At 61.5% G+C, this 20,176-nt stretch carries 26 protein-coding genes and 1 tRNA gene; 19 read left to right on the top strand and 8 right to left on the bottom strand.

The window, feature by feature from the left end; genetic code table 11:
• Positions 1-44: 44 nt before the first annotated feature.
• Together NKH43_RS12910 and NKH43_RS12905 are read left to right on the top strand one after the other, a co-directional pair.
• The gene (locus NKH43_RS12910; RefSeq protein WP_352482587.1) at positions 45-728 is read left to right on the top strand and encodes a phosphoglycolate phosphatase; all 684 of its coding nucleotides are present in this window, start codon (positions 45-47) and stop codon (positions 726-728) included.
• A gap of 102 nt (positions 729-830) precedes the next feature.
• Positions 831-905, top strand: a tRNA-Val gene (locus NKH43_RS12905).
• A 278-nt stretch (positions 906-1,183) separates the two neighbouring features.
• On the opposite strand, the gene NKH43_RS12900 is transcribed toward NKH43_RS12905, so the two are convergent.
• A complete protein-coding gene (locus tag NKH43_RS12900; protein WP_352494649.1) occupies positions 1,184-1,849 on the bottom strand; it encodes a hypothetical protein in 666 nt (221 codons plus the stop codon).
• A gap of 175 nt (positions 1,850-2,024) precedes the next feature.
• The gene (locus NKH43_RS12895) at positions 2,025-2,300 is read right to left on the bottom strand and encodes a hypothetical protein (RefSeq protein ID WP_352858499.1); all 276 of its coding nucleotides are present in this window, start codon (positions 2,298-2,300) and stop codon (positions 2,025-2,027) included.
• 201 nt (positions 2,301-2,501) lie between these two features.
• Between NKH43_RS12895 and NKH43_RS12890 the strand changes: the two genes are divergently transcribed.
• Entirely contained in the window at positions 2,502-2,753 is a 252-nt protein-coding gene (locus tag NKH43_RS12890; RefSeq protein WP_352494647.1) for a PepSY domain-containing protein, read from the top strand.
• Between the two features lie 128 nt (positions 2,754-2,881).
• Positions 2,882-3,358, top strand: coding sequence for a hypothetical protein (locus NKH43_RS12885; RefSeq protein ID WP_352482589.1), 477 nt, complete (start codon positions 2,882-2,884; stop codon positions 3,356-3,358).
• An 11-nt stretch (positions 3,359-3,369) separates the two neighbouring features.
• Here the strand turns inward: NKH43_RS12885 and NKH43_RS12880 are convergent, their stop codons facing one another.
• Positions 3,370-5,271, bottom strand: a complete 1,902-nt coding sequence (locus NKH43_RS12880; RefSeq protein WP_023717621.1) for a L,D-transpeptidase family protein — start codon at positions 5,269-5,271, stop codon at positions 3,370-3,372.
• A 221-nt stretch (positions 5,272-5,492) separates the two neighbouring features.
• Positions 5,493-6,239 (bottom strand): 3-oxoacyl-ACP reductase family protein, encoded by a 747-nt coding sequence (locus tag NKH43_RS12875; RefSeq protein ID WP_352640836.1) that lies wholly within the window; start codon positions 6,237-6,239, stop codon positions 5,493-5,495.
• 98 nt (positions 6,240-6,337) lie between these two features.
• On the opposite strand from NKH43_RS12875, the gene NKH43_RS12870 reads away from it, so the two are divergent.
• Entirely contained in the window at positions 6,338-6,952 is a 615-nt protein-coding gene (locus NKH43_RS12870) for a TetR/AcrR family transcriptional regulator (protein ID WP_352494644.1), read from the top strand.
• Positions 6,953-6,987: 35 nt separating this feature from the next.
• Here NKH43_RS12870 and NKH43_RS12865 read toward each other — a convergent pair whose 3' ends face one another.
• A complete protein-coding gene (locus NKH43_RS12865; protein WP_352482593.1) occupies positions 6,988-7,896 on the bottom strand; it encodes an alpha/beta hydrolase in 909 nt (302 codons plus the stop codon).
• Positions 7,897-7,943: 47 nt separating this feature from the next.
• Between NKH43_RS12865 and NKH43_RS12860 the strand changes: the two genes are divergently transcribed.
• The gene (locus tag NKH43_RS12860) at positions 7,944-8,396 is read left to right on the top strand and encodes a MarR family winged helix-turn-helix transcriptional regulator (RefSeq protein ID WP_352494642.1); all 453 of its coding nucleotides are present in this window, start codon (positions 7,944-7,946) and stop codon (positions 8,394-8,396) included.
• 44 nt (positions 8,397-8,440) lie between these two features.
• On the opposite strand, the gene NKH43_RS12855 is transcribed toward NKH43_RS12860, so the two are convergent.
• Positions 8,441-9,052, bottom strand: a complete 612-nt coding sequence (locus tag NKH43_RS12855; protein ID WP_352858493.1) for a pyridoxamine 5'-phosphate oxidase family protein — start codon at positions 9,050-9,052, stop codon at positions 8,441-8,443.
• A 149-nt stretch (positions 9,053-9,201) separates the two neighbouring features.
• Here NKH43_RS12855 and NKH43_RS12850 point away from each other — a divergent pair, with 149 nt between their 5' ends.
• On the top strand, positions 9,202-9,630 hold the full coding sequence (locus tag NKH43_RS12850; protein ID WP_352858490.1) for a nuclear transport factor 2 family protein: 429 nt from the start codon (positions 9,202-9,204) through the stop codon (positions 9,628-9,630).
• Between the two features lie 22 nt (positions 9,631-9,652).
• Here NKH43_RS12850 and NKH43_RS12845 read toward each other — a convergent pair whose 3' ends face one another.
• Entirely contained in the window at positions 9,653-10,006 is a 354-nt protein-coding gene (locus NKH43_RS12845; RefSeq protein WP_023717628.1) for a gamma-butyrobetaine hydroxylase family protein, read from the bottom strand.
• A gap of 198 nt (positions 10,007-10,204) precedes the next feature.
• On the opposite strand from NKH43_RS12845, the gene moaA reads away from it, so the two are divergent.
• Both moaA and NKH43_RS12835 read left to right on the top strand, forming a co-directional pair.
• Positions 10,205-11,200 (top strand): GTP 3',8-cyclase MoaA, encoded by a 996-nt coding sequence (moaA, locus tag NKH43_RS12840; protein WP_352494639.1) that lies wholly within the window; start codon positions 10,205-10,207, stop codon positions 11,198-11,200.
• Between the two features lie 58 nt (positions 11,201-11,258).
• Positions 11,259-11,732, top strand: a complete 474-nt coding sequence (locus tag NKH43_RS12835; RefSeq protein ID WP_023717630.1) for a hypothetical protein — start codon at positions 11,259-11,261, stop codon at positions 11,730-11,732.
• A 51-nt stretch (positions 11,733-11,783) separates the two neighbouring features.
• On the opposite strand, the gene NKH43_RS12830 is transcribed toward NKH43_RS12835, so the two are convergent.
• Positions 11,784-12,446 (bottom strand): DUF1579 family protein, encoded by a 663-nt coding sequence (locus NKH43_RS12830; protein ID WP_031193573.1) that lies wholly within the window; start codon positions 12,444-12,446, stop codon positions 11,784-11,786.
• A gap of 260 nt (positions 12,447-12,706) precedes the next feature.
• Here NKH43_RS12830 and NKH43_RS12825 point away from each other — a divergent pair, with 260 nt between their 5' ends.
• From NKH43_RS12825 to NKH43_RS12780, 10 genes are all read left to right on the top strand, one after another.
• Complete coding sequence (locus tag NKH43_RS12825; protein WP_023717633.1) at positions 12,707-13,063, top strand: hypothetical protein; 357 nt, start codon at positions 12,707-12,709, stop codon at positions 13,061-13,063.
• A 121-nt stretch (positions 13,064-13,184) separates the two neighbouring features.
• Complete coding sequence (locus NKH43_RS12820; RefSeq protein WP_023717634.1) at positions 13,185-14,105, top strand: DMT family transporter; 921 nt, start codon at positions 13,185-13,187, stop codon at positions 14,103-14,105.
• A 65-nt stretch (positions 14,106-14,170) separates the two neighbouring features.
• A complete protein-coding gene (gene mobA, locus NKH43_RS12815; protein ID WP_352482600.1) occupies positions 14,171-14,800 on the top strand; it encodes a molybdenum cofactor guanylyltransferase MobA in 630 nt (209 codons plus the stop codon).
• Entirely contained in the window at positions 14,797-15,306 is a 510-nt protein-coding gene (mobB, locus tag NKH43_RS12810; protein WP_023717636.1) for a molybdopterin-guanine dinucleotide biosynthesis protein B, read from the top strand. Before mobA ends, mobB begins: the two co-directional genes overlap by 4 nt.
• 212 nt (positions 15,307-15,518) lie before the next feature.
• Complete coding sequence (locus NKH43_RS12805) at positions 15,519-16,301, top strand: ABC transporter substrate-binding protein (RefSeq protein ID WP_023717637.1); 783 nt, start codon at positions 15,519-15,521, stop codon at positions 16,299-16,301.
• A gap of 118 nt (positions 16,302-16,419) precedes the next feature.
• Positions 16,420-17,133, top strand: coding sequence for an ABC transporter permease (locus NKH43_RS12800; RefSeq protein ID WP_023675013.1), 714 nt, complete (start codon positions 16,420-16,422; stop codon positions 17,131-17,133).
• On the top strand, positions 17,130-17,957 hold the full coding sequence (locus tag NKH43_RS12795; RefSeq protein WP_023717639.1) for an ABC transporter permease: 828 nt from the start codon (positions 17,130-17,132) through the stop codon (positions 17,955-17,957). Before NKH43_RS12800 ends, NKH43_RS12795 begins: the two co-directional genes overlap by 4 nt.
• A gap of 64 nt (positions 17,958-18,021) precedes the next feature.
• The gene (locus tag NKH43_RS12790; RefSeq protein ID WP_023717640.1) at positions 18,022-18,891 is read left to right on the top strand and encodes an NAD(P)-dependent oxidoreductase; all 870 of its coding nucleotides are present in this window, start codon (positions 18,022-18,024) and stop codon (positions 18,889-18,891) included.
• A gap of 9 nt (positions 18,892-18,900) precedes the next feature.
• Positions 18,901-19,605 carry a DNA alkylation repair protein gene (locus NKH43_RS12785; RefSeq protein WP_352858486.1) on the top strand — a complete coding sequence of 235 codons (705 nt, stop codon included), beginning with the start codon at positions 18,901-18,903 and terminating at the stop codon, positions 19,603-19,605.
• Positions 19,565-20,146, top strand: a complete 582-nt coding sequence (locus NKH43_RS12780) for a GNAT family N-acetyltransferase (protein WP_352858483.1) — start codon at positions 19,565-19,567, stop codon at positions 20,144-20,146. The genes NKH43_RS12785 and NKH43_RS12780 overlap by 41 nt, the downstream gene beginning before the upstream one ends.
• Positions 20,147-20,176 lie beyond the last annotated feature (30 nt).

Here is a 20,176-nt window from a genome sequence, read left to right as displayed (position 1 = left end):
AGCGGTTATCGCCTGCCGGCAATCAAATCGTCACAGGACAGGCCATGACCCGACCGATCATCGTGTTCGACCTCGACGGGACGCTGATCGACACGGCGCCGGATCTGCTCGACAGCCTCAACCACAGCCTTGCCGCCAGCCAGCTCACGGCCGTCGACGAAGCCGGCTTCAAGCGCTTCGTCGGCCATGGCGGCCGGGTGATGATAGAGCGCGCCCATGCAGCGCAGCACAGGTCGCTGGCAGTGGAGGAGCACGACCGCCTGCTAAAGCTGTTTCTGGACCATTACACCGTTAACATTCCCGGCAAATCGCGCCCCTACCCGGGCGTACCGGAGGCGATCGCGCGGTTCGAGGCGGCCGGGTACCTGCTGGCCATCTGCACCAACAAATACGAGGCCAATTCGGTGGCACTGATCGAGGCGCTCGGCATGACCAGGCATTTCGCGGCGATCTGCGGCCAGGACAGTTTTCCGTTCCGCAAGCCAGACCCGCGCCATCTCACGCAGACCATCGCGCGTGCCGGCGGCGACCCGCACCGTGCACTGATGGTCGGTGATTCGCAGACCGACATCGACACGGCAAAGGCGGCCGGCATTCCGGTGGTGGCAGTCGATTTCGGCTACACCGACCGTCATGTGCGGGAGTTTGAACCGTCGGCGGTGATCTCGCATTTCGATTCGCTGACGCTCGATATGGTACAAGGGCTGATGGCCGCGGCAGAGGGCTGAAGCCGGCCATAGTCCGGACCGCCAGATGCCGACCGACAAGTGGTTGACTTCGCGGGCCGGCCTCCCTTATATCGCGGCGCGCTTGGCCTTCGGGCAACGAGCGGGCGATTAGCTCAGCGGGAGAGCACACCCTTCACACGGGTGGGGTCGCAGGTTCAATCCCTGCATCGCCCACCATCTGCTTTCCTGAATCAATTCCAAGTCAGAGCGGCTAGTTGTCAAAATCTGACGCTTGGTCCCGAAGCAGTAGGCGCGCTCTGGGTAAACCTGCCTTTCGCTCCGGCTGCTGAAGCGGCTTTATCGCGCCCACTGCAAGCATATCGCCCATTCGGCAAACTCGCGCGTCGAGGCCTTTTTCAGCGGCGCGAAGCAATCCCCGCCGCCTGGGAGCGGCTGGAGCGCCCGTCGCGGTCATCAAGCGGGTCGCTCGCTACGCTCCCGCTACGGACTCGATGTCACCCATTGTGAGGCCGCAGCCCGATCACGGTCCGCGCTAAACCCAACCCGAACCAAAGTGTCCACAGGGACATCACCAGTGATGCCACGACCCAGACGAAGCTGCCCAGGGTGACTCCGAGCCACATGCCCAGGGGCCAACCGAGGAAGGCTCCAATTCCGGCCACGACTGCGATGGACGATGCCCAGACCGGCGTGGCTCGGTGAGTGGTCTGCGCCTCGTTGCCAGCGATCACGGCAACGGCCAACGCCAAAAACATGAAGCCGTTGGCCTTTCCTTCGGAAAATGCCCACCAGGCCTCGAAAGTTGCCGTGTTCCCGGCGGCAGCAGCGGCGGAGACCACGGTGGCCTCGGCCACCGCGGTCGTCATGGTCCAGAGGGCGCCGACAGTCAGCACACCCCAGGCAGACAACGTCCACCACGCCTCGGTGAGGCGCGATCTGGCCGCCAGCACGATCAGACCTGTCAGGACGAACAGTGATAGCGCTACCGCGGAAACCCAATGGATGATCGCCCATCGGACAGGGTCGTCGGTGATGACTCCCATCTGGCGACCCATATCGGGATCGATCGGCCCATGGCCGACCAGCGCGCCTGCCAGCAGGATAGAGGCGATCGCAAGCCAAACTCCTGCTACGCGCGTTCCTTCTTCTGTGTTTGCCATAGAGACCTCGCGCAGTAATGGTCCCATGTCCCATCTAGCGCCAGATTTCAAAGGGTTGCAAGATGGCCAATGAACGGAACGGGTCAACTGACGCCGTAACATTGCCACGTCTGTACGACCGGAAAGGGTCGGAACAGATAATCCGCATTGGGCACCAAGCGTCAGATTTTTACCACTAGCAGCTGCAGGTCGCCCCCTCGCCCCCAAAATTCTTTTGGGCGAAATTCAAGGCGCTGCTGTAGCTCGTATAGCTTTGGAACTGGCAAACGTTGGAGCCGGCCCGCACCTTCATCTGCTCGATATCCCAGAACGAAACTCCGATGCGGTCGTCGGCGCAATAGACCGTATAGCGTTCAGGTTCCAGCGCCTCGGCTTTCTGCACAGGCATCGAAACGGACGGGATGGAAAGTATGGAAAGTATGGAAAGTACAAATATGATGGCATGACGCATTTGCATGTAGACCCCCGAGTGGCCGTCGGCACTGTTATGGCCGCGATGTTGAGGCGACGCATCATGATTTTAAGCAGTCGCCTTTTTTCGGCGGCCATAAATCAGGTACGGACGGTGCCTCCTTGTAGCGCAACGCTCCGCGATCCCGGAACAAACCTGCATGGAAACGAGTTTCTGCTGATCGAGATGTGAGGGAAAGCCATGTCCAGACTTGTTTTGGCGGCCGCCGTGCTGCTTGTCGGCGGATCGGCCTTTGCCGCGGACGACAATCCGGTGCCGGCGCAGAATGCCAAGAAGCTGTCGGAAATCATTGCCAAAGTCGAGCAGCGCGACGACTTCCGCTACATCAAGGAAATCGATTGGGACAGCGGCGCCTACACCGTCATTTATTACACGAACGACAAGGCCAAAGTCGAAATCACCTATGATCCGGTGACAGCCGCGCCGAAATGAAGCTGTCCCGCAAACGGTCCAGATTCTAAAAAATGGCGCGCCTCGAAGGCCCCCGGCCTTCGACACACCCTTGCGCAGATATGACTTTGATGGCTGACTGAGTGCTATCATTGCGCGCGGGGGTGGGCATGGCGACGGTAAAGCACGTATTGAAACGCTTTCTGATGATGCTCGCGGGTTATTTCATAGCGGTACTGGTTGGGCTGATCGCGGTGGCGGCGATCTATGGCGGGCTGAGCTCGCTGCCAAATGCGCCGAATTATTTCGACGTCATGGGTGTCACCCCCGTTGCGGTGCTGCTGTTGCCGCCGCTCGGCATGTTCATCTATTTTCTGACGATCGTGCTGACTGCCTTGCAGACGCTGATCTTCGCACTGATTGCCGAGTTTTTCTCGCTGCGCAGTTTTTGGCTGCATATGATCTTCGGCGCCGCGGCTGCGGTTGGCGGCTTCGCCCTGATCTGGCCCAGTGTACCAGACGACACGAACCCGGAGCGCTGGGCCGATATCGGTATCATTGCCGCAGCAGGCGTTGTCGCTGGCCTGGTGTATTGGCTGATCGCCGGGCGCGACGCCGGCTTCCGGCGTCCGCTCTTTCAGCGCTAGACCCGCATTCCTCAGCTTGCCGGCGAACGCACCGCTTCCGTGCTGTCGAGCGCCTGCTGCAGCCTTGTGTCGCGGCCGTAGACGTCGTTGAAATATTCGACATTGCCGGACAGGTCCGGCCATGCGGTGAAATAGGCGACATAGACCGGGATCTTGCGTGTCACGTCTTCGGTCGAATGTCCGAGCTTCAGTCTGTCCTCGATGTAGTCGACCGAGGTGCCGAGCACGGCAGCCGCCATACCGCGCGGATCCTGCAAGCGCACGCAGCCATGGCTGAGCGCGCGCATGTCGCGCTGGAAAAACGACTTCTGCGGCGTGTCATGCATGTAGATGGCGTGCTTGTTGGGGAACAATATCTTCAACTCGCCCAGCGCATTGGCCTCGCTCGGCAGCTGGCGCACGCCGTAGGGTATCTTCGCGCCATAGGCGCCCCAATTGACCGAGGAGGAGGGAATGCGCTTGCCGCGCGCATTGACCACCTCATAGCCGGCGCGGTCGAGATAGCCCGGATCCCGGCGCAGCCGCGGCAGCATCTCATTGACCAGGATCGACTGCGGCACGCCCCAATAGGGGTGGAAGTCGACCTGCTCGATCTGGTCATAGAAGAAAGCAGTCTGGTTGGTGGGCCTGCCGACGACTGCGCGGGTCTTCAGCTTCTCCTCGCCATCGTCGATATAACTCGCGGTGAAAGCCGGCTGGTTGATGAAGACGCGCGGGCTGCCGAGGTCGGAAGGCAGCCAGCGCAACTCTTCGAGCGCAACCCGAACCTTCTGAACCTTATCGGCCTTGGACGTTCCGGCCAACGATGCAACGGTACGTGGGCCAATGACGCCGTCGCCTTTCATGCCGGCCCGTTTCTGCACCGCCTTGATCACCGGCACCAGCTCCGGATCATAAACCTCGCTGGTGGCGAGCCTCGCCAGGACCTCGCCATAGGCGCCGCCCATCTCGTCATCGAGATTGCGCGCGATCTTTGTCAAAAGCTTCGGCAGTTCAGGGCTGGTCTGCCCCGGCTTCAACAGCAGATTGGGATCGATGGTGATTTCGTCTTCGGCGCTGGCCTGGAGCGCTTCCAGTTCGACGCGCAGCGCCTGATACTCGGCATTCTGTGGATGCCGCGATTCGAGGTAGGTGCGAGCTTGCTGGGTATGGGCCAGCGTCTTCAGCACCCCTTCCATGTCGAGCGGCTTCGGCGGAAAATCGTAGTAGCCGGTCATGCGGTTGGGATCGACGCGGCCGCTTTGTGCGTCACGGGCGTAGCGCAGGACGCGTGCCGACAGCGCCATCTCGAAGCGGACCAGCTCTTTCAGGCGTTCATCGGCATCGCCCGCCGATGTGCCTGCTGCCGGAATTTCGACGGTGTAGTCGGCGGGCGTCAGGCCGTAGCTCGCGGCTTCGCCCAGCACCCGCACCGCATCCTGCGCACGGCTGCTGGGACTGGTTCCCGTCACCCAGATGAAATCCGGATTGGCTGAGTAGTAGGCGATCAGCGCCTTGGCGATGTCCTTCTCGGCATAGAGGTCATAGCCGTCGAGCCCGGCAATGGCTTCGCGGAATGCAGCCCCGGTGGCCGCCGGCTCGAACGCAGCATCCTGCGGCGTTGCCGGTTCAGGCGCTGCCGACAGTGCCGAAAAATCGACGCGCACCAGCGGATCGCTCTTGTAGGTGTAATAGGACGGGCTGCTGATTTGCGCACCACCACCGCCACCACCGGAAGCGGCCGGCGCCTTGGGCCTCGGCTTGTATTTTGACGGTGGCGGGGGAAAGTTACCTTTCGGCGGTGCGTGTTTGACGCCGCCACCGAAAAGCATGTCGAAGAACCCTTGTGCTTCAGCCTGCGGCGCGCCGAAGGCCAGCATTGCCACGGCCACCGCAAACGGCAGCACGGTGGCTTTGTTTCCAAGGAGTTTCATGGATCACCCGCTCCGGTTGAACCCGGATCCCGTTCCGCACCGCTTTCACGGTCTCGCCCACCGCATGGCGGATGTAAGGCGTGACTATACTGATTCATACTGATTTCGTTAAGCTTCCATAAATTTCGGAACGTCTGTTGCAGAACGGTTTCACAACATCGTGACGGGTCAAGCCAATCCGCCTTCGCCCCCGACCAATGGTAGTGCCCGCGAGCCAAGCCTCAAGCGTTGGCGCCGCCGTCGATGGTCAATGCCGCGCCTGTCACGAAGCGCCCTTCGGGGCCGGCAAGCCAGGCGACCATGCCGGCGATCTCGTCGGCCGTGCCGAAGCGAGGCGTCGCCATCTTCTGGCGCTGATGCTCGGCGTGCGGGCCGCCTGCTGGATTCATGTCGGTATCCGTCGACCCCGGATGGACGACATTGGCGGTGATGCCGCGCGGACCGAGATCGCGTGCAAAGGCCTTGGTCAGGCCAACCAAGGCAGCCTTGCTGGCCGAATAGGCGCTCAGGCCGGCATCGGTGGCACGCTCGGCCAGGTTGCTGCCGATCGAGATGATCCGGCCACCCTCGCCCATATGCGCTGCTGCCGCCTTGGCGGCGACGAACGGGGCTCTGAGGTTGACCTCCATTGTCTCATCGAAGTCGGCAAGCGACAGGGCATGGATCGGCGCAGCGCGCCAGATGCCGGCACTGTTGACGAGGATGTCGAGCCGTCCGAAGGCTTTTACCGCCTCATCGACTGCCGCCTCGATCGCGGCAGCATCGCGATTGTCGGCCTTGATGGCGAAGGCCCGACCGCCGGCCGCCTCGATTGCCCCGACCACCGAACGCGCCCGTTCCTCGCCATTCACATAGGTGATCGCCACGCCCGCGCCGTCGGCCGCGAGCCTTCGTGCGATCGCCGCACCGATGCCGCGGCTGCCGCCGGTGACGAGGGCGGCCTTGCCGTGCAAGCTCCTGGATGACATTTGCTTCTCCATTTTGTAGTGATTGATACATAAATATCTGCCAGCCTTGCTGAACCGCGTCAACTGAATTATGTATCGATCAACACAGAAAGCGCGCCATGCCGGAACGAGGCCGCCCCCGCACCTTCGATCGAACCGCCGCCTTGCGGCGGGCAATGGAGGTGTTTTGGGCCAAGGGTTATGAGGGCGCGTCGATAAGCGACCTGACCGCTGCAATGGGCATCAACTCACCCAGCCTCTACGCAGCCTTTGGCAGCAAGGAAGCGCTGTTCCTCGAGGCGACCGAGCTTTACACGCAGGTGGAAGGCACCGAGATCTGGTCTGCGCTGGAAAAGGCGCCGACCGCACGCCAGGCGGTCGAGCGATTCCTGCGCCAGACGGCCAGGGCCTATTCGCAGACCGGCCGTCCGCAAGGCTGCCTTATCGCGCTCGGCGCATTGCACCAGGACTCGAGCCGCGGCGCCATCTGCGATGATCTGCGCCGTCGCCGTGCCGAAAACCGCGAAGCCTTGCTGAGACGCCTCGAGCGTGGCGTGGCCGAGGGGGAGTTGCCGGCCGATTTCGACTGCGGTACGGCCGCGACCTTCTATGCGACCGTACAGCACGGCATGTCGATCCAGGCGCGCGACGGCGCGTCGCGCTCGGCTCTTCTGGAGACGGTGGCCGGGGCAATGGCGGCTTGGATAGCGATGGCCAGCACCGGGGCGGCGTGACGGTCGAACCCGGCAGACAAGAACAGACATTCAGGTCACTGCAGAGACGGCTCCAGCCTGCCGGCAACGAAGCCAACGGCGCGCTCCACCACACCCTTGTCCGCGAGAATGCGGCGGTGGCCGAGCCCGTCGGCCCAGTACAGCCGCACATGGTCGCCGGCACGCGCGTAGAGCCTTGCATGATCGGCGGACACTTCGCGGTCGTCCGGCGCGTGGATCACCAGCGTCGGCAGCGGCGCGCTTGCCAGTTGGCGGTCACCGGTGAATTCGTGCAGCGGCCGGCCGGCGATGCGCTCGACCCGGTCGGCCATGGCGACCTGCGAGCGCGAGCCGACATTCAGCATGCGGCTGAAATCGGCAAAGATCGCAGGAAGCGAGCTCGGCGCAGCGATTAGCACCAGCCGCCCGGCCGTCAACGGCGGGATATTTCTGATTGAACCGGCGACGGCATTGGCGGCGACGGCACCACCAAAGGAATGGCCGGCGATGGCGGCAAATGGGCCGAACCATTCGCCGGCAACCCGTGCTGCATCGACCGCACTGACAAGGGTCAGCCGGCGGCCCTGCGACTGGCCGTGGCCCGGCAAATCGAGCGAGACCACCTTGTAGCCGGCATCGCGATAGGCTTCGATCAATGTGCGCATGTATTCGGTACGCGAACGCCAGCCATGGATGACGAGCACGGTGCCTGCAGCCGCCCTGCCCGGCTCGGGCCGGAATTCATGCACCATGACGCAGCCGGTTCTGGTCTTTAGCCGGTGATGGCGCGCTTCGGTCATGAAATCGGCGGCGCGATCGATTGCGCGGCGCTCACCATGGCTCAAGCTCTTTTCGTGCGGCGTGCGGCAGAACAGCTCGAATGCAGCGCGCCCGGTGAGTCGCGGCGCCACATGCTCGGCCACGCCGAACGTGCCGCGGATGACCTTCAGTCCAAATGATGCCATAGTGGCGATCCATCCATTGGTTCAAGCATGAACATAATAGTTCAAACATGAACATTAAGCAAGACCTGCCCTGGGACAACCCGCGTTTTCGCAACTGGGTTGCGGTGGCGCGCGCCTGCCACGTGGTGGAACGCACCTTGGCGGTGAAGCTGGCGCCGCTCGACCTGAAGCCGGCGCAGCTGGACGTGCTGATGAACCTCTACCGCCATCCCGGCATGTCGCAGCACGACCTCGCTCGCCGCCTGCTGGTCGGCCGCTCCAACATCACCATGCTTTTGCCGCAGTTGGAGACCCGCGGCCTACTGCGCCGCGAGAGCGACGAGAAGGACAAGCGCGTGCTGCGGCTGACGTTGACTGAGGCAGGCGAAGCACTGCTGATGCAGGCCCTGAAGGTCCACATGACGCTGATCGAAAAGGCGATGAGCCAGTCGACGCCGGAACAATGCGACATGATCGGCGAACAGATGCGCAAGATTGCCGAGGTGTTGAAGACCGCCTGACGGCCCAGTGCTTCACCACCAAATTCCCTCACCACCAAATTTCTTCACCACATCGATTTTTTCGCGCGCTCCGGCCATTCCCTGTCGTAGACCTCGCCGTCGATGTTCTTGCGGCTGGTGATTTCCAGGATTTGGCCGGCGGTCGGCAGCGATCTTGGGTCGACATGCCTTGCCGGATTCCACAGTTCCGATCGGTGAATGGCGCGGGCGCACTGGAAATAGACCGCATCGACCTCGACGACCGTCACCGAGCGCGCCGGCTTGCCCTCGACTGCGAACGAGGCGCAGAGCGCGGGATCGGTGGTGATGCGGGCGCGGCCATTGACGCGCAGCGTCGTGCCGGAGCCCGGCACCAGAAACAGAAGCGCGACGCGCGGATCGCGAAGGATGTTCCTCAGCGAATCGGCACGGTTGTTGCCGCGCCGGTCCGGCATCATCAGCGTTTTCGGATCGTGGATGCGGACGAAGCCGGCGAGATCGCCGCGCGGCGAGCAATCCAGCCCTTCAGGCCCGCAGGTTGCGAGCGCAGCAAACGGCGAAGCTTCGATGAAGGCTTCGTATTCGGGAATCAGCTGGTCGAGCTCCTTGACCACCGACGCCTCGCGAGGCAGGCCATAGAGCGCTTCGAGTTGTTCGATGCTGGTGATCACGGACATGTTTTCGTCTCCAAACCTTTGCCGGCGCTACTCCAGACGCATGACATTTTCACGACACGATGCCCGTTTGTCGGTCATCAGGAAACGGGTGTCGAGGGACCGCGAACAAGCGCAAACCGCTTTCGTGCTGACAGAAACGGAGGTCAAAAATGGAGAAACCGCTCGGCCGGCGACGCACCGCCATGGAACTTATTGAAAACATGTTCAATGTTGAAATGCGTTTCCTGCAATCAGGGTCGGAGAGCCTCGATATGCTTGCAAGCGCATTTCATGTCGAGATTGTCGTGCATGAGCCTCGCTCCCTGCCCTATGCCGGTGACTGGAACGGCCTCGACGGCGTTGGCGCCCTTTTCCGCAAGATGCGGGAAATCTGGAGCGACGTGGCGGTGGAGGACCTCCAGGTCGCCCAAAACGATGACATGGTGTTCATGAGCTGCACGCTTTCGCTGACATCGCGGGCCAATGGTGCAACCATCAAGCAGCCGTTTGCCGAAGTCTTGCACTTCAAGGATGACCGGCTGATCGAAGGCACGCCGTTTTATCACGACACCAGCGAGATACTGGCGATGCTGCGTTGACCGGAGCGTCCCGCGAAATCAGTCAGCGGTCGCGGCTCAGCCCCTTCTCTTCCAGCTCGGCGAGATAGGCGGCCCAGCGTGCATCCTTCTCATGACCCAGCGTATGCAGGTAATTCCAGGTGAAGATGCCGGTGTCGTGGAAATCGTCGAAGGTGATGCGCACGGCATAGTTGCCGACCGGCTCGATCTTAAGGATCGCTACATTGCGCTTGCCGGGAACGGTGACGCGCTGTTCGGGCGAATGGCCCTGCACCTCGGCCGACGGCGAGGCAACACGCAGCAGCTCGGCTGGCAATTCGAACGGCTGATGGCCCGGAAAGGTGACGGAAAGCAGCTTGCGGTCCTTCGAGACCCTGAGTTCCTTTGGCGCTGTCATGCTGGTGGATCCTGCGGAAGACAGCCTTCCCTACGCCGCTTCGCGTTGAGGGAAAAGGCCGCATGGAAAGTTCCGACATGATCTGTCGGCGTCGGGGTGTTACCGCAGATCGCGAGCTTCTATCTTGAATGGCAAGTTGGCTCGCATCACATAGCCATATATAACGAAGCCGTTCACGGCCACGGGAAGCGCATAAGCATGGATATGATCGATCCTTTCGGTCGCACGATCACCTACCTGCGCGTGTCGGTCACCGACCGCTGCGATTTCCGCTGCACCTATTGCATGGCCGAGGACATGACGTTCCTGCCCAAGAAGGACCTGCTGTCGCTGGAAGAGCTCGACCGGCTTTGCACGGTCTTCATCGAAAAGGGCGTGCGCAAGCTCCGCCTCACCGGCGGTGAGCCGCTGGTGCGCAAGAACATCATGCATCTGGTGCGCCAGCTTTCGCGGCATCTCGAGAGCGGTGCGCTGGAAGAGCTGACGCTGACCACCAACGGATCGCAGCTTTCACGCTTTGCCGCCGAGCTCGCCGACTGCGGCGTCAAACGCATCAACGTCTCGCTCGACACCCTCGATGCCGACAAATTCCGCCAGATCACCCGCTGGGGCAATCTGGATAAGGTCATGGACGGCATCGACGCGGCGCAGGCGGCGGGGCTGAAGGTAAAACTCAATGCGGTGGCCTTGAAGGACTTCAATGACGCCGAATTGCCGGAAATGCTGCGCTGGGCGCATGGCCGCGGCATGGATCTGACGGTCATCGAAACAATGCCGATGGGCGAGATCGACGCCGACCGCACCGACCAGTATTTGCCGCTGTCGCTGCTGCGCGCAGCACTCGAGCGCCAGTTCTCGCTGAGCGATATTCCCTATAAGACCGGTGGCCCGGCCCGCTATGTCCACGTCGCCGAGACCGGCGGGCGGCTCGGCTTCATCACGCCGATGACGCATAATTTCTGCGAAAGCTGCAACCGGGTCCGGCTGACCTGCACCGGCACGCTTTACATGTGCCTCGGCCAGGAAGATGCAGCCGACCTGCGCGTACCACTGCGTGCGTCCGAAGGCAACGAGCTGGTCGCCGACGCCATCGACGAAGCAATCGGCCGCAAGCCGAAAGGCCACGACTTCATCATTGATCGCCGCACCAACCGCCCATCGGTGTCGCGGCATATGAGCGTCACCGGCGGCTGATTTGTCACCGATTTCGTGCAAGAATAATCGCCTTGGCATCGGCTTCGAGGCAAGGCTCATGCAGCGGCTTTTTGCAATCCCGACGTTTTTCGGAGTGATGGCGGGGACCATGGCAGTTGCCGCGCCACTCACCTATACGAACGAGCGCTTCGGTACCGTCTGCACCTTTCCGGATGAGATCTTCACTCTTCGCCAGCCTGAGCCGGACAATGGCGATGGACAACAATGGCTCACGGCTGATGGCGCCAGCCTGATCTGTTCAGGCATCCTCAATATCGATGATGAAACTCCGACAGCCTTCGTCTCCGCCCAGAGGGGCAGCAAGGAACCTGGCTACAAGATTACCTACAGCAAGACCGGCAAGGACTGGGCGGTGCTGTCGGGCATCAAAGGCGAGAACATCTTCTACGAACGCCGCCTGTTCGGAAAAGACGGTGTCATCCGTACGGTCTGGATCGACTATCCGCCAGCCTTGAAATCGAAATACGACCCGCTTATCGGAGCGATCGCCGGCAGCCTCAGGGGACCGTGAGCATCCGGCGACCTCGGAACATATTCGCAACCCGTTGTTTTTGCTAACGAGTCACGGTTGACGCGTGTAGTCGTATCGTACGGCAAGCCATTTCTTGCCGCTGCCATTGGCCTGAAGGAAATGCTGCTCGGCCACTTCGTGATTGTCGCCGTCCCTGGAAATGACGAAATCGGAGGCAGTGAACCGCCCTTCGACCTCGGGCCCGAAGCCGACGAAACCAAGCGGCTCGAAAAGCAGCGAAATCTTGCCGTCCTCCTCGCCACCAAAACTCCAGGCGGGCATGATCCCTGCCGGGAAACGGGTATCCATCGAGACATACTTCCAGCGGCCCTCCACGCGGTCATAGCTCAAATAGGCTATCCGCTGGAAGTCTGGGATTTTCGACCCGGGCGCCGGTCGCATCACCTCCTGCATGAAGGGGCCGATCATCGTACGCTCGGCCACCAGCCCGGTCATCACAATCGGCTGGGCGCCGGGCGTTGGCCAGATCGTGTTGACGACGGACCATTTCCCGACGCGGCGAGCGAGTTCATCCGCTTCGTGACCCGGCGTGGACATCCGTTCGACTGCCGACGCCGAAGCGCCGTTCTCGGCGAAGGCAGGCGCCATCGCCATGAGGATAACCGCCAGTGCAGAAGAGAACCGGGAAGCCGACGAAACGTGCCGCCTGCTGCCTGTGCCAAGCATGTCCGCATTGCCTCGTGCATTCATCATGGACCACCTCCCCAGACAAGATCAGAAGCCTACAATGACCAATTTGGTGAATCTTGCCGAGCAAATTTGATCTCGTCGAAAAATTTTCCTCGAGCCGCAGTGTGATCGATTTGCCCTCCGAACCCATCCTTTGGAACGGCACATTTCGGGATCACACCCAGAAAAGGTCTTGTCCGCAAACGGTTACCGGATTTACCGCAAGCCCGTTCGGGCCTAGCCTCTGCTCTGGAGCGGTTCTTCGCCCAGTGGGGGAATACGATATGCACAAACTCATTCTTTCTGTTGCATTGCTCAGCTTCGCGGCCCTGCCCGCGGCGGCCCAGTCGATCGGCGGCACCTATGCCGTGGCCGGCACCAACTTCGATGGATCGTCCTATGGTGGCGACGCGACGATCACGCTGACCAGCGAGACTACCTGCACGATCCATTGGGAGACAGGCGGCTCGTCCTCGGACGGCATCTGCATGCGCAACGACGATGCCTTCTCCGCCGGCTATGTCATGGGCAAGGCGGTTGGCCTTGTCGTCTACAAGGTGCAGGAAGACGGCTCGCTGCATGGCCTGTGGACGATTGCCGGCAAGGAAGGCAACGGCACCGAGGTGCTGACGCGCAAATAAGCCTGCCGCTCTTGCGAGGTAGATGTCACGGGCCACAGAAAGGCTGTGGCCCAGCCCTTTGACGTTGCTGTTTTGCGGGTGCCTGCTAGACGCTTGCTGCAGGACTCACCCGGTAATCGCCTTGCCTCTTTCGCCAAATCTGCGCGGCGCGTTGTTCATGATGGTGGCCATGATTGGCTTCACCCTCAACGATGCAATCACCAAATTCTCGTCGGAATCGATGAACATGGCGCAGGTCATGCTGATCCGCGGCGCCTTCGCTTCGCTTTTCGTTGCCCTGCTTGCGTGGCAACGCGGCGCGCTTGCCCGGCCTGGCTCGATGCTGCAGCCGACAGTTGCGCTGCGCGTCGCCAGCGAGGCCGGCGCCACGGTGTCGTTCCTGGTTGCTCTGGCACATCTTCCGATCGCCAATGTGTCCGCCGTGCTGCAGGCGCTGCCGCTGGCTGTGACGATGGGCGCCGCGCTTGTGTTCAACGAGGGCGTCGGCTGGCGGCGCTGGCTGGCCATTGCCGTCGGTTTTGCCGGCGTGCTGATCATTGTGCGGCCGGGCTTCGAAGGGTTCAGCATGTTTTCTCTGCTGGCACTGGCTAGCGTGGCATGCTGCGCGGTGCGCGACCTCGCCACCAAGCGGATTCCGCAGGCAATTCCGACATTGCTGGTGTCGACCGCCACCGCTCTTGCCATGACCGTTCTGGGCGCAGCATTGCTTTCGCCGATGGGCGGTTGGACGCCGATGACGGGAAAAAGCACGGCATTCCTGGCGCTGGCGGCGGTGCTCGTGCTCATTGGCTACCAGTTCATCATCATGGCGATGCGGGTGGGCGATATCTCCTTCATCGCGCCGTTCCGCTACACCGCCCTGCTCTGGTCGATCCTGCTTGGCTTCACGATCTTCGGCGATGTCCCCGATCTGCCGATGATCGTCGGTGCCACGATCATCATCGCCTCAGGCCTCTATGCGCTCTACCGCGAACGGATCGTCGGCCGGCGAAAGACAGCTGCCGAAAGCGCTGGACCGGACATGGCGCCGGACGGCATATAGGCGCGACCGTTGACGACCGTCTGATTTGAAAACTTGATTTTGGTCATAGGGTCTAGCAGCAAACGATGGGCCGAGATATCGCAGGGATCATTCTGGCCGGCGGCCGGTCGAGCCGGATGGGCGGCGGCGACAAGACGCTGCTTGCGCTTGGCGATGGGACCCTGCTCGACCGTGTCGTTTCGCGCCTTGGCCCGCAGGTCGGCCCGCTGGCGCTCAACGCCAATGGCGATCCGGCACGGTTTGCCGCGACGGGGCTTCCCGTGCTTGCCGACACCGTCAAGGGTTATGCCGGGCCGCTTGCCGGGATCCTGACCGGCCTCGAATGGGCTTCCGACACCACTTGCCAGGCGCTGGTCACGGCTGCAGGCGATACGCCTTTCCTGCCCAAGGATATGGTCGAGCGGCTGCTCGCGGCAGCCTATGCACGCCCGGGCTCGATCGCCGTTGCCTGTTCCGGCGGCAAACGGCATCCGACGTTTGCGCTCTGGCCGCTGGGGCTCGACCAGGCCTTGCGCCAATTTCTCGTCGAGGAAGACAACCGGCGCGTTTCGGCGTTCATCGACCGGCACGGTTTTGTCGAAGTGGATTTTCCCATCCTGAAATCCAGAGGGGCCGAGATCGATCCCTTCTTCAACATCAACACTCCCGACGACCTTGCCCGGGCCGCGCATCTGTTGCAGAGCATCGAGCCATGAACAGACGTATCTTCGGCATCACTGGCTGGAAGAACTCCGGCAAGACGACATTGACCGAAAAGCTGGTAGCCGAACTCGTCCGGCGCAGCTGGAAAGTGTCGACTGTAAAACACGCCCATCATGATTTCGACATCGACAAACCTGGAGCGGATAGCTTTCGCCACCGCCAGGCGGGAGCGATGGAGGTGGCGATCGTGTCGGGCAGGCGCTGGGCGCTGATGCACGAATTGCGTGGCGAGGACGAGCCGACGCTGGAGGCGATCCTGTCACGGCTGGCACCCTCCGACATCGTGCTGGTCGAGGGCTACAAGCGCGAGGCGCACAAGAAAATCGAGACGCGACGGCTCGAGGCCAAGGACCGGACACCGCTCTCGGCAGGCGATCCACACATTATCGCCGTCGCCTCCGACTTTCCCATTGTCGGCGAAGACTTGCCGGTCTTCGATCTCGACGACACGAATTCGATAGCCGACTTCATCGAACGCGCCACCGGCCTGACGCGCTGAGACTGCGGCCGCGGGGAGCTTCCCGCCACTTTCTCTCCATTTAGGCGTTTGACCCAGCGTCACCGTTTTCTGAACATGACCTTCCCTCAAGCGGCGGTTTTGCAGTTGCTTTTTCTTGGGAAAGAATGGGAGTATCGCGCCAGCGGGCGGTCAAAAGCACCGCCCACAGAGCCGTTCGGGAACGACGGCCGGGACCAACAGAGAGGACCATTATGCGTATTGCACTGCGTATCGCGCTCGCCGCATCGGCTGCGCTGCTGACGCTTGGCGTTGCCCAGGCCCAGGAAAAAACCTTGAGGATCGGCACCGAAGGAGCGTATCCGCCATTCAACAACCTCACCGCCGACGGCCAGCTCGTGGGCTTCGATATCGATATCGCCAAGGCACTGTGCGACGAGATGAAGGTGAAGTGCACTTTTGTCGCGCAGGACTGGGACGGCATCATTCCAGCCCTTCAGGCAGGCAAGTTCGACGCCATTGTCGCGTCTATGTCGATCACCCCGGAACGCGCCGAGAAGGTCGACTTCACCCACAAATATTACAATACGCCGCCGGCAATCGCCGCGCCTAAGGACACTGATATCAAGGGTGTCACCAAGGAAGATTTGGCCGGCAAGACGATCGGCGTGCAGGCATCCACCACGCATTTCAACTATTCGACCAAGACGTACACCGACAGCACCGTCAAGCCGTATCCGACCGCGCAGGAATACCAGCTCGATCTGGCCAATGGCCGGCTCGATGCCGCCAATGACGACATCGTCGTGCTGCAGCAATGGCTGGATTCGCCGGACGGCGCCTGCTGCAAGCTGGTCGGCACAATCAAGCCCGTCATCGAAATCCACGGTCCGGGCGCCGGCATTGCCGTGCGCAAAGGCGAGACCGACCTGGTCAACCAGTTCAATGCGGCGATCGACGCGATCCGCGCAAACGGAAAGTACAAGGAAATCAACGACAAATACTTCAAATATGACGTTTACGGCGGCGAGTCCTGATCGACCGACATAGGACAACGTGAACGGCGGGAGATTCCCGCCGTTCTTATAAGGATGCCGCGCACGAGGGGTGATGCGGTACGGGTCTCAACGAGCCTTAAGGAGAACAGGCAGGCGGATGCAGAGCGCACTGACGCTTCTCAGTTGGGGACCCGAAGGCTGGCTCGACGACATCGCCGCGGGTGTGTTTGTCACAGTATGTCTTGCGCTGGCCACGCTGCCCTTCGGGCTGACGCTCGGCTTTTTCGTGGCGCTGGCCAAACAGTCGGAAGAGCCGTCGCTGAGACTGGCCGGGAACATCTACACCACGATCTTTCGCGGAATACCCGAGCTGCTCACGCTGTTTCTGATCTTCTTCGGCATCCCATTAATCCTGCAATACATTGTCCGGCTGGTGAGCCCCGGGACATCGGCCGACGTCAACAGCTTCGTCGCCGGGATGATCGCGCTGTGCTTCATCTTCTCCTCTTATTCCAGCGAGGTGTTTTTATCCGCCTTCCGCGCGATTCCAAAAGGGCAATATGAGGGAGGCTATTCGGTTGGCCTGTCCAGCGGCCAGACGATGCGGCTGATCGTACTGCCGCAGTTAATCCGCATCGCATTGCCCGGACTTGCCAATCTTTGGCTGATCCTGCTCAAGGACACCGCGCTCGTCTCGGCCGTCGGCCTCAACGAGATCCTCCGGCAGAGCGGGGTTGCCGCTCGCGTCACCAAGCACGCCTTCCTGTTTTACGGTTTTGCCGGCCTGATCTATCTCCTGCTAGCGATCGTCTCCTCCTTCGGCATCAATGCGATCGAACGAGCGGTTGGCGGCAGCGAGGTCAAGAGATGAGCCTGGCCACCGACACGCTGAAGGTTGACCGGCCGCCGCCGCCCGCACGCGGCTGGTCGCGCCAACGCATCCTCGGCCATGTCCTGGTCGGCCTGTGGATCGCTCTCGGCATTGGCGTGGTCGTCTACCTGGTCACTGCGTGGAACCCGGAGTTCTTCCAGAAATATGCACCCGGCTACATATCCGGCCTTGGCATCACCCTGCTGCTGGTTGCCATCTCGATTGTGCTTGGTGCGATCCTGTCGGTGCCGATCGCCTATGCACGTATGTCGAACAATCCGATCCTTTCGGGGTTCGCCTATGCCTATGTCTATTTCTTTCGCGGCACGCCGCTGTTGGCGCAGACCTTCCTGGTCTACTACGGGGTCGGCTCCTTCCGACCGGAGCTCGAGATGGTCGGCCTGTGGGGCTTCTTCCGCGAAGCGTTCAACTGCGCGATCTTCGCCTTTTCGCTGAATACGGCCGCCTACCAGGCCGAGATTTTGCGTGGCGCGATCGAGAGCGTGCCAAGGGGCCAATGGGAAGGTGCCGCCTCGCTCGGCCTGCACAAACTGCAGACGATGTGGAAAATCATCCTGCCGCAGGCGCTGATTGTGGCGCTGCGCCCTTATGGCAACGAGATCATCCTGATGATCAAGGGCTCGGCAATCGTCGCCATCATCACGGTCTACGATTTGATGGGCATCACCCGGCTCACTTATGCGCGCACCTTCGACTTTCAGTCGTATATCTGGGCGGCGATCATCTATCTGGTCATCGTCGAAACATTGCGCCACGGCGTCGAGTGGATCGAACGGCGTATCACCATCCATCTGCACCGCTGACTCCCATCCCCTTGCCTGATCCGATAAGAAGGCCGCAAAGCAGGTTTCTAAGGGATTCGAAAACATGGCTTCGGTGGCATTTCTCGGTCTTGGCGTCATGGGTTATCCGATGGCCGGGCATCTCAAGAACAAGGGCGGTCACGACGTCACTGTCTACAACCGCACCAGGGCCAAGGCCGAGCAGTGGGTTGCCCAGCATGGCGGCAGCTTCGCCGTGACGCCGGCAGAGGCGGCCGAGGGCAAGGACTTCGTTTTTTCCTGCGTCGGCAATGACGACGATCTGCGCTCGGTGACGACCGGCGCCGGAGGCGCCTTCAATTCAGTGAAGAAGGGCGCCATCTTCGTCGACAACACCACGGCATCGGCCGAGGTCGCGCGCGAACTGGCGCAGCAGGCGCAAGCGCTCGGGTTTTCGTCCCTCGACGCTCCGGTCTCCGGCGGTCAGGCAGGCGCTGAGAACGGCGTGCTGACCGTGATGGTCGGCGGCGAGCCAGACGCCTTCGACAGGGCCAAGCCGGTCATAGATGCTTATGCCCGCATGGTCGGGTTGATGGGACCGGCAGGGGCTGGCCAGCTCACCAAGATGATCAACCAGATCTGCATCGCCGGCCTCGTTCAGGGACTGGCCGAAGGTATCCATTTCGGCAAGCAGGCCGGGCTCGACATCGAAAAGGTGATCGAGGTGATTTCCAAGGGCGCGGCCGGTTCCTGGCAGATGGAGAACCGCCACAAGACGATGAATGCCGGCAAATATGATTTCGGCTTCGCCGTCGACTGGATGCGCAAGGATCTTGGCATCTGCCTCGCCGAGGCCGACCGCAACGGCGCCAAACTGCCGGTGACGGCACTTGTCGACCAGTTTTACAAGGACGTGCAGGCGATGGGCGGCAAGCGCTGGGACACGTCCTCGCTGCTGGCGCGGCTGGAGAAATAGGATTTCACCGTGGCCGAGCTTTCGCCTCAATCCAGCGCCGACGAAATCGTCGCTCATCTGCGCTCGATCGCCTCGGAGGAAAATCGCCTTGGCATGCTGCGCTACGGCATCAAGATCGAACGTGCGCTCGGTATCTCGCATGGCGTGCAGCGGCAGATTGCCAAGAAGATCAAGCGCAACCATGACCGTGCCTTCGAGCTTTGGCAGACAGGCATCATGGAGGCGCAGTTCATCGCCTCCGTGACCGCCGATCCAGAGCGATTCTCCGCCGCGGATGCAAGACGATGGGCGGCGACTTTCGACTCGTGGGATATCGTCGACGGGGTCTCCGATCTCTTTGTCGATACGGATTGCTGGAGGGAACTGATCGCCGAATTCGCGGTCGACGAACGGGAATTCGTTCGGCGCACGGCGTTTGCGATGATGGCTTGGTCGGTGGTCCACCGGAAGAAGGAACCCGAGGCGACCTTCCTCGAATTCCTGTCGATCATCGAAGCGCATGCGATCGACGGCCGCAATTTTGTGAAGAAGGCGGTGAACTGGGCGCTTCGTTCGATCGGCAAACGATCGATGAATTTGCACGGCCCTGCCCTTGCCCTGGCGCAAAAACTAGCGGCCTCGACAGACAGGACTGCGCGCTGGATCGGCAAGGACGCCGTGAAGGAACTTTCCGATGCCAAGACGCTCGAACGGCTCGCCGCCAGAAAAGCTTGACCTGAGCAAAGTGCGCTTCACGGAGGTGACGCAATCGACGCGCGCTGATTTCGAAAACCTGTTCGAGCAACCCGGCGGGCCGAAATATTGCTGGTGCATGGCCTGGCGCAACCTCGACCGCCGCGAGCATGTCGAGGACGACGAGAAGAAACGCGCGATGATGGCGCTGATCGAAGCTGGCACGCCGGTCGGCATTGTCGCCCAGATCGATGGCCGGACCGTCGGCTGGTGCTCGGTCGCGCCGCGCGAGACCTACCGCAGGCTGTCGCGGCAGCAGGACGATAGCGAGATGGGCATCTGGTCGATCGTCTGCTTCTATGTACCGAGAGCGCTGCGCGGTGGCGGGCTGGCAAGCGCATTGCTCGACGCGGCCATCGATCACGCCGTTGCCAAAGGCGCCAGGATGATCGAAGCCTATCCGGTCGACGATGCTTCGCCGAGCTACAGCTTCATGGGGTTTCGCGGCATGTTCGTCGCCCGTGGCTTTCGCGAGATTGGCATAGCCGGCTCGCGCCGGCATGTGATGCGGCTTGAGCGTTGACCAGTGGACAGCGGCAGCTTTACTTGATGT

This window comes from Mesorhizobium sp. M1163, from assembly GCF_040318415.1.
In the GTDB taxonomy this organism is placed as follows: Bacteria; Pseudomonadota; Alphaproteobacteria; order Rhizobiales; family Rhizobiaceae; genus Mesorhizobium.
The sequence above is the reverse complement of the archived record's forward strand: the minus strand, read 5'-3'. Positions and strand labels throughout refer to the sequence as shown.

Excerpts from the sequence above, each read along its gene's own strand:
- NKH43_RS12855 (WP_352858493.1), bottom strand. The coding sequence starts at position 9,052 with ATGTCCGTGATCACCAGCATCGAACAACTCGAAGCGCTCTATGGCCTG.
- NKH43_RS12875 (WP_352640836.1), bottom strand. The coding sequence starts at position 6,239 with ATGTCATCCAGGAGCTTGCACGGCAAGGCCGCCCTCGTCACCGGCGGC.
- NKH43_RS12865 (WP_352482593.1), bottom strand. The coding sequence starts at position 7,896 with ATGGCATCATTTGGACTGAAGGTCATCCGCGGCACGTTCGGCGTGGCC.
- NKH43_RS12830 (WP_031193573.1), bottom strand. The coding sequence starts at position 12,446 with ATGATGAATGCACGAGGCAATGCGGACATGCTTGGCACAGGCAGCAGG.
- NKH43_RS12835 (WP_023717630.1), top strand. The coding sequence starts at position 11,259 with ATGCAGCGGCTTTTTGCAATCCCGACGTTTTTCGGAGTGATGGCGGGG.
- moaA (WP_352494639.1), top strand. The coding sequence starts at position 10,205 with ATGGATATGATCGATCCTTTCGGTCGCACGATCACCTACCTGCGCGTG.
- NKH43_RS12790 (WP_023717640.1), top strand. The coding sequence starts at position 18,022 with ATGGCTTCGGTGGCATTTCTCGGTCTTGGCGTCATGGGTTATCCGATG.
- NKH43_RS12910 (WP_352482587.1), top strand. The coding sequence starts at position 45 with ATGACCCGACCGATCATCGTGTTCGACCTCGACGGGACGCTGATCGAC.
- NKH43_RS12825 (WP_023717633.1), top strand. The coding sequence starts at position 12,707 with ATGCACAAACTCATTCTTTCTGTTGCATTGCTCAGCTTCGCGGCCCTG.
- NKH43_RS12800 (WP_023675013.1), top strand. The coding sequence starts at position 16,420 with ATGCAGAGCGCACTGACGCTTCTCAGTTGGGGACCCGAAGGCTGGCTC.
- NKH43_RS12890 (WP_352494647.1), top strand. The coding sequence starts at position 2,502 with ATGTCCAGACTTGTTTTGGCGGCCGCCGTGCTGCTTGTCGGCGGATCG.
- NKH43_RS12880 (WP_023717621.1), bottom strand. The coding sequence starts at position 5,271 with ATGAAACTCCTTGGAAACAAAGCCACCGTGCTGCCGTTTGCGGTGGCC.
- NKH43_RS12895 (WP_352858499.1), bottom strand. The coding sequence starts at position 2,300 with ATGCGTCATGCCATCATATTTGTACTTTCCATACTTTCCATACTTTCC.
- mobB (WP_023717636.1), top strand. The coding sequence starts at position 14,797 with ATGAACAGACGTATCTTCGGCATCACTGGCTGGAAGAACTCCGGCAAG.
- NKH43_RS12850 (WP_352858490.1), top strand. The coding sequence starts at position 9,202 with ATGGAGAAACCGCTCGGCCGGCGACGCACCGCCATGGAACTTATTGAA.
- NKH43_RS12780 (WP_352858483.1), top strand. The coding sequence starts at position 19,565 with ATGCCAAGACGCTCGAACGGCTCGCCGCCAGAAAAGCTTGACCTGAGC.
- NKH43_RS12870 (WP_352494644.1), top strand. The coding sequence starts at position 6,338 with ATGCCGGAACGAGGCCGCCCCCGCACCTTCGATCGAACCGCCGCCTTG.
- NKH43_RS12860 (WP_352494642.1), top strand. The coding sequence starts at position 7,944 with ATGAACATTAAGCAAGACCTGCCCTGGGACAACCCGCGTTTTCGCAAC.
- NKH43_RS12845 (WP_023717628.1), bottom strand. The coding sequence starts at position 10,006 with ATGACAGCGCCAAAGGAACTCAGGGTCTCGAAGGACCGCAAGCTGCTT.
- NKH43_RS12795 (WP_023717639.1), top strand. The coding sequence starts at position 17,130 with ATGAGCCTGGCCACCGACACGCTGAAGGTTGACCGGCCGCCGCCGCCC.
- NKH43_RS12805 (WP_023717637.1), top strand. The coding sequence starts at position 15,519 with ATGCGTATTGCACTGCGTATCGCGCTCGCCGCATCGGCTGCGCTGCTG.
- mobA (WP_352482600.1), top strand. The coding sequence starts at position 14,171 with ATGGGCCGAGATATCGCAGGGATCATTCTGGCCGGCGGCCGGTCGAGC.
- NKH43_RS12885 (WP_352482589.1), top strand. The coding sequence starts at position 2,882 with ATGGCGACGGTAAAGCACGTATTGAAACGCTTTCTGATGATGCTCGCG.
- NKH43_RS12900 (WP_352494649.1), bottom strand. The coding sequence starts at position 1,849 with ATGGCAAACACAGAAGAAGGAACGCGCGTAGCAGGAGTTTGGCTTGCG.